We start from the raw sequence: 16,470 nt of genomic DNA, 5'->3' as shown, positions 1-16,470 counted from the left end.
ATCCTAAATAAACCTTATTTATCTTCCTTTGGTTCACAAGTTAGACAAGGTCTTTTATTATTAAACTCCCAGCCAGGAATTAAGTACTGCATTCCTATAGAGTCATCACGAGCACCTAAGTTCTCTTTTACATATAATTCATGGGCCTTTTTAACCTGCTCCATATCTATCTCTATTCCTAGACCTGGTCTATCAGGGATTGCTACATATCCATCTTCAATATTTAGAGGATCAATAGTAAGTCTTTCTGTTCCTTCTTGCCAGATCCAGTGAGTATCTATAGCTGTTACATCTCCAGGTACTGCACAAGCTACATGAGTGAACATAGCTAATGAGATATCAAAGTGGTTGTTTGAGTGAGATCCCCATGTAAGACCAAAGTCATTACACATCTGTCCTACTCTAACTGATCCTGCCATAGTCCAAAAATGAGGATCTGCTAAAGGTATATCTACAGAATTAAGAGCTATAGTATGAGCCATCTCTCTCCAGTCTGTTGCAATCATGTTTGTAGCTGTAGGAAAACCTGTTTTCTTTTTAAATTCAGTCATGATCTCTCTTCCTGAGAATCTTCCTTCTGCTCCACATGGATCTTCACAGTATGTTAACACATCTTTTAAGCTATTTGCTACTTCTACTGCTTCATCTAGCATCCAGCCACCATTTGGGTCTAAAGTAATTCTTGCATCAGGAAATCTATCTTTTAATGCTCTTACAGCTTCTGCTTCTTCCATAGGTGCTAATACTCCACCCTTTAATTTGAAATCATTAAATCCATATTTCTCCTTTGATGCTTCAGCTAACTTTACTACAGCTTCAGGAGTAAGGGCTTCTTCTCTACGAACTCTATACCATTCGCAATCAGAATCTTGTTCTCTTAAATAAGGCAGATCTGTCTTATCAGGATCTCCTATAAAGAAAAGATACCCTAACATAAGAGCCTTATCTCTGACCTGTCCATCTCCTAATAAAGCAGCAACTGGTACATCCAAATGCTTTCCTAAAAGATCTAAAAGTGCTGCTTCTATAGCTGTTACCACATGTACTGTTGTTCTAAGATCAAAGGTTTGTAATCCCCTTACATCATTAGGATTATCAAATTTTTCTCGAACTGTTTTTAAAGTATTCTTATAAGCACCTATACTTGTACCTATAACATACTCTTTAGCCTCTTCTAAAGTTTTTGTAATCTTCTCTCCACCTGGAACTTCTCCAACTCCGGTATTTCCTGAACTATCTTTTAAAATAACAATATTTCTAGTAAAATAAGGTCCATGAGCTCCACTTAAATTTAATAACATACTATCTCTTCCTGCTACAGGAAAGACTTGCATTTCAACTATCTCAGGTATTTTTCCCATATTTCACACTCCTAACATTATCTTCTTTTATGCTAAAATGTTTGATTCTTCCTTGTTTTTATTCTTAAAGCTTTTATAGATTACAGAGCCTACTGAAATAACTGTTGCTACTACAAATAATAATGAAATTGGCTTTGTAAACATCGGTGTAATACTACCTGAACTTAACATTAAAGCTCTTCTTAAGTTACCTTCAGCCATTGGTCCTAAGATAAATCCAATGATTAATGGTGCTAGCTGTATTCCAAATTTAGATAGTACATAACCAAGGATACCAAAGATAATTACTACCCAAACATCAAATAAGGTATTATTAACAGCAAAGGCTCCAAGAGCACAAGTAATAAATACTATCGGTAATAAGATACTCTTAGGAACTTTAAGAATATTGATAAATATCTTAATTCCAAAGAACTCAATAAGTAACATAATAACATTTGCAATTAATAACGCACCAAAGATTCCATAGATAACATCTGGATTCGATCTAAATAATAACGGTCCAGGCTGCACACCTTGAATCATTAAGGCACCAAGCAATACAGCTGTTGTACTATCACCTGGAATACCTAAAGCCAGTAACGGAACTAAAGCTCCACCAGTTAAACCATTATTTGCAGCCTCACTAGCAATCAATCCATCAACAATTCCCGTACCAAACTTTTCAGGTGTCTTAGAAGCCTTTTTAGCTTGACTATAGGATAAGATAGAAGCAGTACTTCCACCAATACCTGGTAAAATCCCAACTATAGTTCCTACAACCCCTGATCTAAAAATATTAACTGCCTGTTCTTTTATCTCTTGGAAGGTCATTCCGAAACCACTAACCTCAGGTACTTCTTGAATTTCTTCTTTAAAGCCTGACTCTGCTGCCTTAAATATCTCTGAAACAGCAAATAAACCAATCAATACTGGAAGTAAACTAAATCCACCCTTTAATTGATATAAGCCAAAGGTAAAGCGATCTACACCATCTACAGGTGCCATACCAACAAAGGTAAATACCATTCCTATTAATCCACTAACAATCCCCATAATAAAGGAGCCTCTAGTTACTGTAGCTATAATCGTTAAAGCAAAGAGCATTAAAGAAAAATACTCAAAAGGGCCGAACTTAAGGGCTATTTTCGCCAATAAAGGAGAAGCAAAACTTAAGATTAAGAAACTGATAACTCCACCAAAAAAGGATACAACTACTGCAGTACCAAGAGCCTTACCCCCTTTACCCTGTTGAGTTAAAGGATAACCATCAAAGGTTGTAGCAATTGATGAAGGGGTTCCAGGCATATTAAGTAATATAGCAGGGATTAGACCTCCACTGATACCACCTACATAAAGGGCAATCATAACAGCCATTCCTGGGATTGTATCCATAGAAAAAGTAACAGGAATAAATAATGCTACAGCCATAGTTGCAGTCATACCTGGTACAGAGCCAAAGATAATTCCCACAGCTACACCTATAATCATTAAAATAAGGGTCTTAATATTTAATACAGCTAAAAGCCCTGTTAAAAACATTCCCACTGTGTCTACCTCCTTATAGAATAAATAATTAGTACATAAAATTTTTACTTATATTATGGTAAAGGTACATAAAATACTGTAGTGAAAAGAACATAAAGTGCTACAACCACAGTAATTGAAAGAATAGTGTTTCTAATAAAGATTTTCTTAGTTATATCAGCTGTCATAAGCCACATCTGTAAGATTAGAAATACGCTTGATGTAAAGACAAAACCTAATGGTTTTAATAATATGCCATAACCTAGACAATTTATCAGAGAAAGAACCAATAATTTATAATGAAATTCTCCCTTCTCTTCTTTTTTTATTTGAACTTTTTCAAGGCGATATTCCTTCAAGCCACCTATAATTACTAAAAGAGCAGATACTGCTAAAGCTATCAAAACTACTCTAGGAAAGAATGCAGCTGAAACTTCCATCTGTACTCTTTGTGGAATTGAATAGGTCATAATATAAGCTATAGTACAGAACAATATCAGAAAGATTCCAAATCCAATCCTCTTTTTAGCCATCTTTTACCTCCTATCCTGATTGTCTTAAGTTCTATCATCAAAATAGATTATATTTAGAAATAGATTTTTTACTTTAATAATAGATGATTTATAACTAAGGAAGAGAAATTTCTCTTCCTTAGAATTTTAAACATGTAATTTTAGAACATTTTAATTTATCTTTTTATAGTCTAATAGACTTAATTCATAATTAAAATGCTAACTTGTTATATAGCATTTGGAAGTAATCCCTTTGATGAGTTATAAATGATCTTGCTTCTTCAGGATCCTTATAGTTAGGCTTTAATTTAACTTTAGCTAAGTCATCTTTATAGCCTTGTTCTTCTGTAGCTTCCTTAACAGCTGCGGTAAAAGTATCAACTATCTCTTGTGGAGTATCTTTAGGGAATAAGAAGTAATATGGTTTACCAATATTAAGTTTATAACCTTGTTCAATAAAGGTTGGAATAAAGTCATAAGCCTCTTGTCTCTCTTCTGCAGTAATTCCTAAAGAGATCATATCACCACTCTTAATATAAGATAAAACAGGAGATACAATACCATAAATTAAATCAACATGACCACCTAATAAAGCAGCATTCTTAGCTGATTGTCCACCTACATCAGCGAAATTAAACTCTACACCAACTGCATCAGCAAAAGCTAAGCTTACCATATGAGACATTCCACCAGTTTCAATACCAATTGTTAGTTCACCTGGATGTTTCTTGCCATAAGCAACTAATTCGTCTAGATTGCTGAATCTAGGGTCATCTCCTTTGATTAAGAAGGTATTACTTGGCTCTAAAGTAACCATTGGTCCTTGTTTAAAGGCTTCAAAATCATATTCTGCTACTCCAAAGATTTTAGCTAAATAAAGAGAACTGTGAAAGAACATTACTGTATGTCCATCTGGTTTAGAATTTTTAACATGTTGAGATGCGATAGTACTTCCAGCTCCCTCCATATTAACAACAGCGATATTAGCCCCTAAAGTATCATCAAGATACTTAGCAATTGTTCTAGCATTAGTATCAGTATCTCCACCTGGTCCAGCAGGTACAATTATCTGAATTGGTTTAGATGGATAAGTTGATCCACCCTCTTTTTTGCTTTCATCACCAAATATCCACCAAGCATTAGCCATACCAGCAAATATTAAAGTAGCAACCATTGCTAATGATAAAATAACTAACGATTTCTTGTTCATTTAATAAGCCTCCCTTATGATTTTAATTAATAGTTATAAAAGTACTATCTTTCCCCATAGGACCTCTTTAATTTAAAGTATCAGCCCTCCAATCTTTACAGCCAATAATCCTCTTATATTCCCATATCTACTTGTGTCTATTTTGGATTATTGGCCGCTTTATAATCTCTTAAATCTATCAAGCTTATATATCTTATATTAATTAAGTTCTTATAGTTCTTTGCAGATTATACTTAATTAAGTTGTTATCAAAATTAAAGATAGCTAATCTATCTCAATTTCAAAATTTACATTATACAACAATATAGTTATAATTTAATTGATTATTCAAAAATAAAGAGCCACTAATAGACATAGATTCCTTCAATGTCTAAATAGTAGGCTCTTATTAGCTTATTATTGGTTATTATTATGGCCTTGTATTTAATTGTACTAACTGCACATTAGAGTAAGCAATTAGATAAATTATATCTTGATTGAATATTAAGATAATTATAAAATTGTGTTAAATTTCACTTATTAATATAAGTTTACTATAGTTTCTCCATCTAAACAATGTCTAAAATATCACAATTAAACAAAAATAAATAGGCCTTTTTTGTGCAACTTGCACTAAAGCATTATTTATTAAAGAGATAAAGGTGATAAGCCAACAATAAGGTAAATAAGTCCTTTGAATTCTTAATATTCAGTCCAGTATCCTTTTCAATCTTCTTTATTCTATATAACAGGGTATTGCGATGGATATACAGCTCTTCTGCTGCCTTGCTGATATTTAAATTATTATCAACTAAAGATTCAATAATATCACCTATATCGGTTTCAGAGAATACCTTCTCAATATCTCTATCAAATAGATTGTGGAGATAATACTCTGCATGAGAATAATCTATAAAAGGTAGGATATAGTCACAACCTAAGTTATTAATATAAAAAATTCTCTTCTCTTTATCCTTGGCTCGATAGACCTTGTTGCCAATTTCTAAGGAGAATTTAGCCTCTTCATAGGAGAGATGAAGCTTACTTAAGTCATGTACAATTCGCCCAATACCAATTATTGGAGCTGAAATGAACTTCTTGATTTGAAATTCCAAAGTCTTAGCCAAGTTTAAAATTTGATTGTTCTGTAGTTCGGTACCTTTGAAGTTTAGAGCCTTAATTAAGACAAGGTTATCTCCCCACATTAAGAAGATATCCTCATTATTTATACAGGAGAGATTATTAAGTTTATTAATTGCATTAGTTACCAATTGATTGTCAAAACTTTTAAAGCTGATCAAAAACACGACTCTATCCAAGTTAGGATTAATCTTAAATAATTTAATCCGATCCTTTAATGACTCTCTATCTAGAATATTATTAGTAATTAACTGCTGATAAAAATTCTCCAAAGCTCTATTATTAAGTTCTATCTCTTGGCGCAAAAATTCCTGTTCTAGGATTAACTCTACCATGTTTTTAACGATCTGACCATAACCAGAGACCTCTTCTATTCTTCCAGTTATTCCTACTACCCCAATTATTGAATCATGAAATATTATTGGTAGATTTATCCCTTCCTTCACCCCTTTAAATTTATCAATCTCCTCTCTTTTAATAATAAAAGGAGCTTCAGTTCTAATTACCTCATATGCTATCTCATGAAAGGTATCGATTCGATTTAAGTCACCACTACCTATGATTATCCCTTGATGATTCATAATATTGATATTCCTGCCCAATACATGTACAGTATTTTCTACAATCTTTTGTGCCAAAGAACGATTTAATCTCATATTTCTCCTCCTTTAAAGAGATATATTCTAAAACAACTTTATTTTTTATTATTATTTTACAATATTCATCTATAAACTTAAGAAACCTCTTTTTATATAAATCTAAGATCTTAAGATAAAAGGGTCGCCCCAATTGGGACAACCCTTTTATCTTAGTTAATAAATAAATGCTAAAACTGTAACAATACCTGCTGTAGCTAATAAACTACCTAAAATAACTAAAATATCCTCTCTCATTTTAACCACCTTACCTTATTATAATCTTATTGGCTAAGATATCTTATGAGATCAGTATATTAATCTATTCTTAATCTGTTAAAAAAGAAGCAGAATCCATATTATTGACTCTGGATCTTTTTAACCTAAAATTTCATTAGATTTAATCCAATTGTATCATCAAGTTCTCGCTCAACAGTACCCTTTACCTTAAGAATAAATATCTCAGCAGTTGCACTGACTATAGCTTTATTTAAGTGTCCTCCTACAACTTTATTCTTTACATCTGAAAAGGTAGCATGAATGTGTAGATAAACTTTAGAATTTTTAGTTGTCACATTTCCAATTAGACTTGAAATTTCAAACTCTCCCTGATAAACATTAGAAATATACTCCTTCTCCTTAGTCTTATATAGCCCCACAGAAAGATAGTCAACAGCTCCTAAGCCTGAAATAGTTCCCAATTTAATATCTTCAGCTTCACAGACCTTCTTAATTGAACTAAGAATCTCTTCACCTTTTTCTAAGCGTAACACCACTGTATTCTCACATACTTTATAAATCATCTCTCTACCTCCTTGTTAAAGAATTTTCATATTTTGACTAATTATCTATGTATACTCTTCTATAAGTTCTAATCTCTCCCTCTAATTTTATTGCTAATTAAATATTTCACCAAATAATAAAAAATCAGTAACTGGACTAATCCAATTACTGATATAAACTAATCATTAACTTCTTTCTCTTTCTCCTTTGATGAACCTATAAATACAATACCCTAATCCGCCATAAAGAACTACAGAACCAAAGATAAGCATTCCAATTGCTGAAGCAGTCATTGTAGCTCTCCTCCTTTTTTAGGTAATAGTACAAAAGAAGAATCAATCCTTATTAATTATTCGATAATCTATATTTTAATTCCTCTTTTAGATAATCAAAATAATCAGTCCCATTTCTTTACTATCTTAACATCTTTAAAGTAGTAATTGACTATCTCTTCAGGTGTCTTACCTTCTTTGGCCAACTTATAAGCTCCCCATTGGCTCATCCCCACTCCATGCCCATAACCACTGCCGGTAAAAATAAACTTATCTCCAGATTTTTCAATAGATTTGATTAGTGTAGACTTTAATTTATCAGGACCGATTAAAGTTCTAAACTCTGCTCCCTGCAACTCTTTACTCCCTTGGTCATGTATAACTGCTATTTGAATTATTCTCCCTGTGCTGTCCCTTTTGAGAACTTTAATATCCTTTATCTGTGTCATTCTCTCTCCTGCTTTTTCTAAAGCCACTGCTATCTCTTCTCTTCCAATACTAACTTGCCAATTTTGAATATCTCTAGGAGCTGCATCATCGGGAGATTCAACACTTTGTACATAAGGTGGCTCTGCTTCTTTATAAGCCAGTCCTACTTTAGCACTGGTAGTCTGCCCCCCTGCACTTGAATGAAACCAGCCCTGAATATATTTATCTTGATAAGTAGCTACTTCCCCTCTAGTCATCTTAACAGCCTCTCTAATTTCAGAGCTAATATTCTCTGGTCGATAGGCTTGAGCCTCTTCATGTCTAGCACTGATTGTATTATTTCCATTCTCCTCTAGACGTTTTAGGGTAAAGGTTCTAGCAATAATAGCTTGGGCTGCATAGGCATTTTTGAGCCACCCCTTCTTCATCTCCCCTGCAACTACTCCTGCTACATATTCTTCTATATTTATCTTATTTATCTGACCATCAACCAACTTAACTTGAATTGTAGGCTCTTCTCCCTGAGTTCCTTGTTGACCACATCCTGTTAAAATTACTATAGCAAGCAAGATGATACTCCTTTTTAATAATTTCATCATCATTTTATTCCTCCCCTTTATAAAGATATTATCTCATCTTAATTTCACTTCTATTCAATCTGCCCTTGACTTTGCTAAGAAAAGTAAATATAATAGCAACATAAATTACATAAAATTGGTGATGAGGCTCACCTTGATAATCTAGATATATCAAAACCGTCTTTTAGGCTAATAGCTTCTACTTCTTAGGGAGTAGAAGCTATTTTTATTTTCCATTTATTTCTATACAATGGCTGATATTATTATGCTACTCATCACTAATTACTAATTTAAGGAGGAATAAAATGTTATTGAGTATTGCTTTAATTTTAATTGTTGGACTAATTTTAGGATTCATCTTTGAAAGATTAAATCTACCTAGTTTGTTAGGAATGTTATTGGCAGGAATCATCTTAGGACCATCAGGCTATGGATTGTTAAGTCAAGAATTAATGGGTATCTCTCAGGAGATTAGAGAATTAGCCTTGATTATTATTCTGCTTAGAGCAGGATTAGGAATCAGTAAGGAGACCTTAAAGAAGATTGGTAAAACCGCCTTTAAGCTTAGTTTCATCCCTGGATTATTAGAAGGAGCTGCCATCTTCTTAATAGCTACCCATATCTTTAAGCTAAATTGGCAGTCTGCAGGAATGTTGGCCTTTATCATTGCTGCTGTCTCACCAGCTGTGATTGTACCATCAATGCTACAGTTAATAGAGAAGAAGCTAGGAAAGGATAAGGAGGTACCAACTCTAGTCTTAGCAGGAGCTTCTATTGATGATGTCTTTGCTATCACAATCTTCAGTATCTTCTTAGGATTATTTAAAAGTGGTGAAGTTCAAATCTTTAGCATCTTAACAGAGATCCCTATTAAAATTATTGGAGGAGTTCTCTTAGGATTAATTATTGGCTATCTTTTAGAAAAATTCTTTAGAAGGTATAATAAACTCAACCTGAGCTACCAAACTATCATCTTAATGGTTGTAGCAATCTTTACTACAATTTTAGGAGATTACTTAGGAGTAGCCAGTCTATTAGGACTGATGACTATTGGATATTGGTTGTTGGAGAAGAACAAAGAGGTGGCTACTAACTTATCTTTGGCTTTAAATAAATTATGGATTCCTGCTAAGATATTCTTATTTGTCTTAATCGGAGCAGCTGTTAAGGTGCAAGTAGCCTTGCATGCAGGCTGGCTAGGCATCTTATTGATATTCCTTGGATTGATTGCTAGAAGTATAGGTGTGTTAATTTCAACAACTAATAGTTACCTTAATTTCAAAGAGAGGGTTTTTTGTGTAATTGCTTATATCCCCAAAGCAACGGTACAGGCTGCTATCGGAGCTGTCCCCTTAGCTAATGGAGTGCCTAATGGAGAGTTAATCTTAGCTTTAGCAGTAATGTCAATTATCTTAACTGCACCTCTTGGAGCTATTGGGATTGATTATTTTGCTCCCAAGTTATTGAGTCAACCTCAGAGCAATTGATGATTAATATCTTTTAATAATATAGAATTTGGTATAATAGAGAGATATTACGACACTTTGCAACTAAGTATAAGGCTAAGATTAAGTTTGAGTAAATCATAAAAACATTGCTTAAACTATCCTTAGACTTATACTTAAACTCAAAAAGTGTCGCAATATACCCATTAAAACTCAATTAAAATATGAAAATAGGGTAAATTCTCAATTGAGAACTTACCCTATTTTAAAATTAATTTTTACTTCTCAAAAAACCCCATTACAAAATCAACTATCCATCGCCAAATCAAAGTAAAGAATCCAGCCCTCTCAACATCCTTAGCAACTACTAAATCAACCTTTCCTAAAACTCTATCATCCTTCTTAAAGATTAACTTTCCAACTTGCTCACCCTTCTTAACTGGTGCTTCAAGCTCTTTAGTAATCTCAACTTCCTGCTCAACCAACTCTTTAGTTCCTCGTTCAATCATAGCTGAGAAACTTTGAGCAGTTTCAACTGGAACTTCTAATTCTTTTCCTTTCTTGACCTCTACTGTAGAGACTTCAATCCCAGAATTGATTAAAATAGCCTTAGTAAAGGCTCTAAACCCATAGTTTAATAATTTAGCAGTCTCATCTACTCTAGCACTAGGACTATCAGTTCCCATTACCACTGCAATCAGCCTCAAATCACCTTGCTTAGCTGTTCCTGCTAAACAATATCCGGCTTCCTCAGTCCACCCAGTCTTTAAACCATCTGCACCTGGAAAATGACCTAACAACTCATTGGTCGTATAGATAGGATAGCTACCATTTCTGATATAAGCCAAACGTTTACTGGTCCAATCAAAAATCTGCTCATGTTTTACCAACTCTCTACCCATAACTGCTATATCATAAGCGCTACTATGGTGATCCCCATGTTCTACTGGCAAACCAGTTGTATTAATAAATAATGTATTTTTCATTCCTAGCTGTTTAGCCTTCTGATTCATCATTCTTACAAAATTCTGTTCTGTTCCCCCAATATGTTCAGCTACTGCAACAGCTGAATCATTTGCAGAAGGAATCAAAATAGATTTTAATAAATCCTTTAAAGGCATCTTCTCGCCTGCTTCTAGCCAAATCTGTGACCCCCCCATAGACTCTGCTAAAGCACTGGCTTTAACCTTATCTTCTAGAGTCACATCGCCATGGTCAATCGCCTCCATCGCCAGTAATGCAGTCATAATTTTGGTGATACTAGCTGGCGGTAACTCCAAATGTTCATTCTTAGCAAATAATACTTGACCACTTTCTGCCTCCATCAAAATAGCAGACTTAGCATTAACATCAAAATTACCTGCTTGTCCATAAGCAGTTGCTGGTATGAATATACATAGTAAAAATAATAGGATACTAATATTTCTTCGCATCTCCAACATCTTAGTTCCTCCTTCTAATCTCCTTAGCTTCCTCCCAGAATTTGTCTAATTCTTCTAAAGAGAAATTCGTTAATTCTTTATTTTGCTCAGCTACCTTCTCTTCTATATAGTTAAACCTACTCTTAAATTTATTGATTGTCTGTCGCAAACTAAATTCAGCATCTATTCCTAAAAATTTTGCTATATTAACCAAAGAGAATAATAAATCTCCTAACTCCTCTTTAATCTCTTTAGAATTATTCTTCTTTATCTCTGCTTTAAGCTCAGCTATCTCTTCTTCTACCTTGTCTAAAGCTCCATCAACCTCTGGCCATTCAAAGCCAACTTTGCCTACTTTAGATTGAATTTTTTGAGCTTGCATTAAAGCAGGCAATTGAATTGGAACACTATCTAAAATAGAAACCAATTCTTCTTTACCGTTTCTAGCCTTCTCTTGACGCTTAATCTCTTCCCAATTATCTACTACCTCATCAGAGTCCTCCACTTGAACCTGAGCAAAGATATGGGGATGGCGTCTAATCATCTTCTCATTTATCTCCTCAATTACATCATAAATAGTAAAAATTCCTTCTTGTTTAGCTATTTGAGCATGAAAGACTATCTGCAACAACACATCTCCAAGTTCATTGGCCATTCCCCAAAGATCATCTTCTTCAATCCTTTCTACAACTTCATAGGCTTCTTCGATTAAATGCTTCTTTAAAGAATAATGATCCTGCTCTAAGTCCCACGGACAGCCATCAGGTCTTCTTAGAATCTCCATAATCTCCAGTAATCGGTTAAACCTTCGATTATTATCTTGATCTATTGGAAGATAGATAGAGCTTAGATGGTCAATCCACTCTAAACGATCCAATTGGTATAAAGGTACTTCTTCTATCCTCTGATCTACAAGCCCTGCCCCTCTTATAACTGTTACCATAAAATCATCTGGATAAATCTCCATCAAAGTTAATTTAACTTCAGAAGCTATCATTTGATTATAAACCTGACTGATAATAGTGGCAATCGATGGCTCCAAATCCCTAGCTGTAAAGTTCAGCCCATCTATTATCTTAATACCTGTAATAGGATCAATTTCTAAAGTAGTAAAGATCGCATCTATAAAGCTAGGACCTGCAATAATTTGATAATCACTATCATCTAAATTGCTGATAATCTTTTGGACTGTATCTTCAGCTACCAGAGGATGTCCTGGCACTCCATAAATGATATTATCTCCGCTATCTACTAAATTTATGATTTTCTCAGCTATAGTCTGATAAACTTGATCAAAGCTTTCACAGTCTTCATACAAATAATCAAAGCTCTCAAAAACTATACCCTCTCGCTCTAAGTCTGTTACTGCTGGATGTTTTTTAGTTCGCAAGTAAACCTTATCAGCCTGCTTTAATGCCTGATAAGCCTCTAAGGTCAATAGTTTTAATCCACCAGCTCCCAAACCAAGTATCTGTAACATTTTATCCCCTCACTAATCCTAATTTATCTAAAAAATCTGCCAATCTAACTCCAATTTTAGGTATCATCCTTAAATCTTCCTTCTTTATAGCAGAGGTCAATATTAGTACTATTCCATAAGCTAACATTCCTATAATAACTGTTGCTAAAATAGTAAAGACTTCAAATTCCAAAACAGAGGATAGTAGATTATAAGTTGATAAAATAACTAAAAACATCATTCCCCCACCTAATAATGGCTTAATCAAGAGCATATTATAGTCAAAATCTGGCTTTACTATCTTAAATACAGCTACCATATTTAAAATTGCTGCAACAGAGAACCCAACTACTGTACCTAAAGCTGCTCCCCTAATTCCTAGAATAGGCATAGCTGTTAGTGTATAATTTAAAATAACATTGACTAAAGCACCAAAAAAGAGGTTTCTAGCTGGCAATCTAGGTTTACCAAAGCCCTGTAACATACTAGAACTAACCTGTTGTAAACTGACTGCGACTACCCCTAGAGCTACATAACGCAAAGAGATTGCTGCCTGTTCATTTGCAAAAATAACTCTACATAATGGTTCAGCCAAAGTCATTAAACCAATAGCAGCAGGTATTGATATATATATGCTTAATTTAAAAGCTTTAGCAATTCTATTTTTAGCTAGCTTGTCCGAACCAAGAGTATAAGCTTCTGAAATAGCAGGGACTAAATTGACCGCTAAAGAAGCAGCGATAACTGTAGGAAATCTAACTAATGTCATCGCCATCCCATTGAATTGACCATATAAACTCGTAGCTTCTTGTAGACTAAAACCTGCCACTTCCAACCTAGGTGTAATCATAATTGCATCGATTAGTCTCATTAATGGTAAAATTAAGGCACCTACAGTTACAGGTATAGCTAGAGAAGCTATCTTATTTAAGACTTCCTTGACTGGAGGATGATCAGCAGAATCATCGAACTTATCTTGATGTTTTTTCTGAAATCTATAGTAAATGACTAAAATAATAATTAAACCTGCAATAGCTCCAAAAAAAGCTCCAGAGGCTGCTCCAGCTGCACCGTACTCTACACCATAAGGCAGAAGAAAATAAGCCAATAAGATCATAGTTGTCATTCTAAGTACCTGTTCGACAACCTGCGAAATTGCTGTAGGCTTCATCTGTTGCCAACCTTGAAAATATCCCCGATAGGTTGCCATAATTGATACGATAAATATAGCTGGTGCTATTGCTAAAATAGAGTAATAGACTCTAATATCACCCAATAAATACTTAGCTAGAGGTTTGGCAAAGATTGCAACTATTATACTTGCAAAAGAACCAAAGATAAAACTGAATCTTAAAGCTACTTTAAATATGTAATAAGCTAAATCATGCCTTCCTTCAGCTCTTTTCTCAGATATTAACTTAGAAATAGCAATAGGAATAGCTACTGTAGAGATTGTTAAGATCATAGTATAGATAGGATAAGCCTTCTCATAAAGACCAAAACCTTGATCACCAATAACTCTTCCCAAAAAAGATCTATAGATAAATCCTAAAAATTTACTAATAAAACCAGCAGCAGCTAAAATAGCTGTTCCTTTTAATAATGAGTCCTTTTTTGTTGTACTCAACTACATCTTCCTTCCTTGAATACTATTCCTTTCAAATATTAATGATAACAGATTTTCACCAATTATGCTACCCTTTTACCTAGGCTTTTATTATAGAGCAAAACCTCAATTTACTAATCGTAATATGGAAATAGTGATACAAAAGAGAGGTATTACGACACTTTTTACTTTGGTAGTCAGATAGTTTGGGGGTAGATAGTTAGGAAAAACCCTAACCATCCAACTACCTACCAACCTAATATCGAAAGTATCGCAATATACTCATATTATAACTATCTATAAACCTTTCCGCCAATATATAAATAAGTTCTATTATCTACTTACCATTATTAAAATAAAAAAAGGTGAGCTATACGCCCACCGAGAAACTAACTTTTCATCTGTTTTGCTAAAAAACCAGCTGCTGTACTGGCTAACTTAACTTCAAGGTCAGCCATTTCTGCATTATCTTTTTTAGAAGCTAATACAACAGCACCAATTGCATCACCATCCATCATAATCGGTACTATCACTTGTGCTGTAAAGGTACTCTCTTCTTCTCCATAAATTCCTTCACAGAAAATCTCTTCTGTTTTTTCATTGATAATCTTAATTTCTCCACTGTTCATTACATCTTCTGTAATTGAACTAACAGGCTTATCGATAAACTTATTCTTCTTACCACCGGCTACTGCAACAATAGCATCTCTATCTAGAACACATGCCATATGTCCTGTTACCTCTGATAAGGAATCAACATATTCTTGAGCAAATTCTCCTAGCTCACCAATTGGAGAGTACTTCTTTAAAATCACTTCACCATCACGATCTACAAATATTTCTAAAGGCTCTCCCTCTCTGATTCTCATTGTTCTTCTAATCTCTTTGGGGATTACAACTCTACCTAAATCATCTATACGACGTACTATTCCAGTTGCTTTCATTTTTTAATTATTTAGCATCCTAAAAGCAGGAATACTAAGTAATTGTCACCTCCTAATAGTTTTATTTCCTTATCACTCACTATTAGTATATAATTACTTTAAAAATTTTATTCTTATTATGCCAACTAATGTAAAAAATCACTTGAATAATTCTGGAAATTTTATTGGGGTGACAAAAAATTTAAGATATCTATTATTAAGTTAACTTTATCTTGATCACTTAAATTACTATTTGACATTTTTATTTTAGGTTCATTACTTGCCACAAATTTTAGTCCATCAAACTCTTGACTTATAGCCACTAACTTCTCTCCTGATAGAGAATGATTTTTGCTAAACTGCAGCTCCAAAGCTTGACCCTTTTCTTTGATCTGTACTAGGGACATCTCCCTTCCCTTTATCTTAATTTTAGCCAATTCTAATAAAATTATTACTTCTTTTTTCAAATCACCAAATCTATCCTGCAACTCTTTCTTTAATCGACTATACTCTTCCATATCTGAAATAGCATCTATCTTCTTATATACTTCAATCTTCTGTCTTGAATCACTGATATACTCATCAGGTATATAAGCATCTACCTTCAGCTCTAAGGATACCTCTACATCTTCTTCTATTCCTTCATTCTTTAAATTATTCACCGCTTCTTCTAATAGCTTACAATACAAAGAGAAGCCAATCGCTTCAATATGCCCATGCTGTTCAGGACCTAATATATTTCCTGCTCCTCTAATCTCTAAATCTCTCATAGCAATCTTAAATCCTGAACCTAAGTTAGTAAACTCTTTAATTGCCTTCAACCTCTTCTCTGCTATCTCAGAAAGTATCTTTTCTGGCTTATATAATAAATAAGCATAGGCAATTCTATTAGTCCTTCCAACTCTACCACGCAGTTGATAAAGCTGTGATAATCCCAGCTTATCAGCTTCATTAATAATAATAGTATTTACATTTGATATATCCATACCTGTTTCAATAATCGTTGTGCAGACCAGCACATCAAAGTTTCCTTCTAAAAAATCTAACATTAGCTCTTCTAACTTCAACTCACTCATCTGACCATGGGCAATCGCTACTCTAGCATCAGGAACTAAGTGATATGTTCCAGAACATCGTTTACGGTAAAAATTCCAAGACATCGTTTATTCACTAGTGATTATTTTGTTACAGGACATCGTTTATATTTTATA

The 16,470-nt window shown here is 33.8% G+C and carries 14 protein-coding genes and 1 riboswitch; of the genes, 1 reads left to right on the top strand and 13 read right to left on the bottom strand.

Annotation, left to right across the window (positions count from 1 at the left end; genetic code table 11):
- Positions 1–14 precede the first annotated feature (14 nt).
- From BX659_RS15715 to BX659_RS15680, 8 genes are all read right to left on the bottom strand, one after another.
- Positions 15–1,361 (bottom strand): enolase C-terminal domain-like protein, encoded by a 1,347-nt coding sequence (locus tag BX659_RS15715; RefSeq protein WP_097017884.1) that lies wholly within the window; start codon positions 1,359–1,361, stop codon positions 15–17.
- A gap of 27 nt (positions 1,362–1,388) precedes the next feature.
- Positions 1,389–2,882 (bottom strand): tripartite tricarboxylate transporter permease, encoded by a 1,494-nt coding sequence (locus BX659_RS15710; RefSeq protein ID WP_097017913.1) that lies wholly within the window; start codon positions 2,880–2,882, stop codon positions 1,389–1,391.
- A gap of 59 nt (positions 2,883–2,941) precedes the next feature.
- A complete protein-coding gene (locus BX659_RS15705; protein ID WP_097017883.1) occupies positions 2,942–3,400 on the bottom strand; it encodes a tripartite tricarboxylate transporter TctB family protein in 459 nt (152 codons plus the stop codon).
- Positions 3,401–3,590: 190 nt separating this feature from the next.
- On the bottom strand, positions 3,591–4,589 hold the full coding sequence (locus tag BX659_RS15700; protein ID WP_097017882.1) for a tripartite tricarboxylate transporter substrate binding protein: 999 nt from the start codon (positions 4,587–4,589) through the stop codon (positions 3,591–3,593).
- A gap of 620 nt (positions 4,590–5,209) precedes the next feature.
- Complete coding sequence (locus BX659_RS15695) at positions 5,210–6,364, bottom strand: CdaR family transcriptional regulator (RefSeq protein ID WP_097017881.1); 1,155 nt, start codon at positions 6,362–6,364, stop codon at positions 5,210–5,212.
- A gap of 362 nt (positions 6,365–6,726) precedes the next feature.
- On the bottom strand, positions 6,727–7,146 hold the full coding sequence (locus tag BX659_RS15690) for a PPC domain-containing DNA-binding protein (protein WP_097017880.1): 420 nt from the start codon (positions 7,144–7,146) through the stop codon (positions 6,727–6,729).
- Positions 7,147–7,311: 165 nt separating this feature from the next.
- Positions 7,312–7,419, bottom strand: coding sequence for a MetS family NSS transporter small subunit (locus BX659_RS15685; RefSeq protein WP_106231945.1), 108 nt, complete (start codon positions 7,417–7,419; stop codon positions 7,312–7,314).
- 104 nt (positions 7,420–7,523) lie between these two features.
- Positions 7,524–8,426 carry a SpoIID/LytB domain-containing protein gene (locus tag BX659_RS15680; RefSeq protein WP_253250727.1) on the bottom strand — a complete coding sequence of 301 codons (903 nt, stop codon included), beginning with the start codon at positions 8,424–8,426 and terminating at the stop codon, positions 7,524–7,526.
- A gap of 108 nt (positions 8,427–8,534) precedes the next feature.
- A riboswitch (Fluoride riboswitch) is annotated at positions 8,535–8,614 on the top strand.
- Positions 8,615–8,710: 96 nt separating this feature from the next.
- Between BX659_RS15680 and BX659_RS15675 the strand changes: the two genes are divergently transcribed.
- Positions 8,711–9,892, top strand: a complete 1,182-nt coding sequence (locus BX659_RS15675) for a cation:proton antiporter (RefSeq protein WP_097017878.1) — start codon at positions 8,711–8,713, stop codon at positions 9,890–9,892.
- A gap of 236 nt (positions 9,893–10,128) precedes the next feature.
- On the opposite strand, the gene BX659_RS15670 is transcribed toward BX659_RS15675, so the two are convergent.
- The 5 genes from BX659_RS15670 to BX659_RS15650 form a co-directional block, all read right to left on the bottom strand.
- Positions 10,129–11,292: a D-alanyl-D-alanine carboxypeptidase family protein gene (locus tag BX659_RS15670; protein ID WP_097017877.1), complete on the bottom strand. Its 1,164-nt coding sequence runs from the start codon at positions 11,290–11,292 to the stop codon at positions 10,129–10,131.
- A 1-nt stretch (position 11,293) separates the two neighbouring features.
- Positions 11,294–12,751 carry a nucleoside triphosphate pyrophosphohydrolase gene (gene mazG / locus BX659_RS15665; RefSeq protein ID WP_097017876.1) on the bottom strand — a complete coding sequence of 486 codons (1,458 nt, stop codon included), beginning with the start codon at positions 12,749–12,751 and terminating at the stop codon, positions 11,294–11,296.
- Between the two features lies 1 nt (position 12,752).
- Positions 12,753–14,357 carry a putative polysaccharide biosynthesis protein gene (locus BX659_RS15660; RefSeq protein WP_097017875.1) on the bottom strand — a complete coding sequence of 535 codons (1,605 nt, stop codon included), beginning with the start codon at positions 14,355–14,357 and terminating at the stop codon, positions 12,753–12,755.
- A gap of 368 nt (positions 14,358–14,725) precedes the next feature.
- The gene (gene spoVT / locus BX659_RS15655; RefSeq protein WP_097017874.1) at positions 14,726–15,280 is read right to left on the bottom strand and encodes a stage V sporulation protein T; all 555 of its coding nucleotides are present in this window, start codon (positions 15,278–15,280) and stop codon (positions 14,726–14,728) included.
- Between the two features lie 161 nt (positions 15,281–15,441).
- On the bottom strand, positions 15,442–16,419 hold the full coding sequence (locus BX659_RS15650; RefSeq protein ID WP_106231943.1) for a TRCF domain-containing protein: 978 nt from the start codon (positions 16,417–16,419) through the stop codon (positions 15,442–15,444).
- Positions 16,420–16,470: the final 51 nt, after the last annotated feature.

It is taken from the genome of Orenia metallireducens (assembly GCF_003001995.1).
GTDB classification, from domain to species: domain Bacteria; phylum Bacillota; class Halanaerobiia; order Halobacteroidales; family Halobacteroidaceae; genus Orenia; species Orenia metallireducens_B.
The sequence above is the reverse complement of the archived record's forward strand: the minus strand, read 5'-3'. Positions and strand labels throughout refer to the sequence as shown.

Coding starts and splice junctions, on each gene's coding strand:
- BX659_RS15715 (WP_097017884.1), bottom strand. CDS start 1,361: ATGGGAAAAATACCTGAGATAGTTGAAATGCAAGTCTTTCCTGTAGCA.
- BX659_RS15710 (WP_097017913.1), bottom strand. CDS start 2,882: ATGTTTTTAACAGGGCTTTTAGCTGTATTAAATATTAAGACCCTTATT.
- BX659_RS15705 (WP_097017883.1), bottom strand. CDS start 3,400: ATGGCTAAAAAGAGGATTGGATTTGGAATCTTTCTGATATTGTTCTGT.
- BX659_RS15700 (WP_097017882.1), bottom strand. CDS start 4,589: ATGAACAAGAAATCGTTAGTTATTTTATCATTAGCAATGGTTGCTACT.
- BX659_RS15695 (WP_097017881.1), bottom strand. CDS start 6,364: ATGAGATTAAATCGTTCTTTGGCACAAAAGATTGTAGAAAATACTGTA.
- BX659_RS15690 (WP_097017880.1), bottom strand. CDS start 7,146: ATGATTTATAAAGTATGTGAGAATACAGTGGTGTTACGCTTAGAAAAA.
- BX659_RS15685 (WP_106231945.1), bottom strand. CDS start 7,419: ATGACTGCTTCAGCAATTGGAATGCTTATCTTTGGTTCTGTAGTTCTT.
- BX659_RS15680 (WP_253250727.1), bottom strand. CDS start 8,426: ATGATGAAATTATTAAAAAGGAGTATCATCTTGCTTGCTATAGTAATT.
- BX659_RS15675 (WP_097017878.1), top strand. CDS start 8,711: ATGTTATTGAGTATTGCTTTAATTTTAATTGTTGGACTAATTTTAGGA.
- BX659_RS15670 (WP_097017877.1), bottom strand. CDS start 11,292: ATGTTGGAGATGCGAAGAAATATTAGTATCCTATTATTTTTACTATGT.
- mazG (WP_097017876.1), bottom strand. CDS start 12,751: ATGTTACAGATACTTGGTTTGGGAGCTGGTGGATTAAAACTATTGACC.
- spoVT (WP_097017874.1), bottom strand. CDS start 15,280: ATGAAAGCAACTGGAATAGTACGTCGTATAGATGATTTAGGTAGAGTT.
- BX659_RS15650 (WP_106231943.1), bottom strand. CDS start 16,419: ATGTCTTGGAATTTTTACCGTAAACGATGTTCTGGAACATATCACTTA.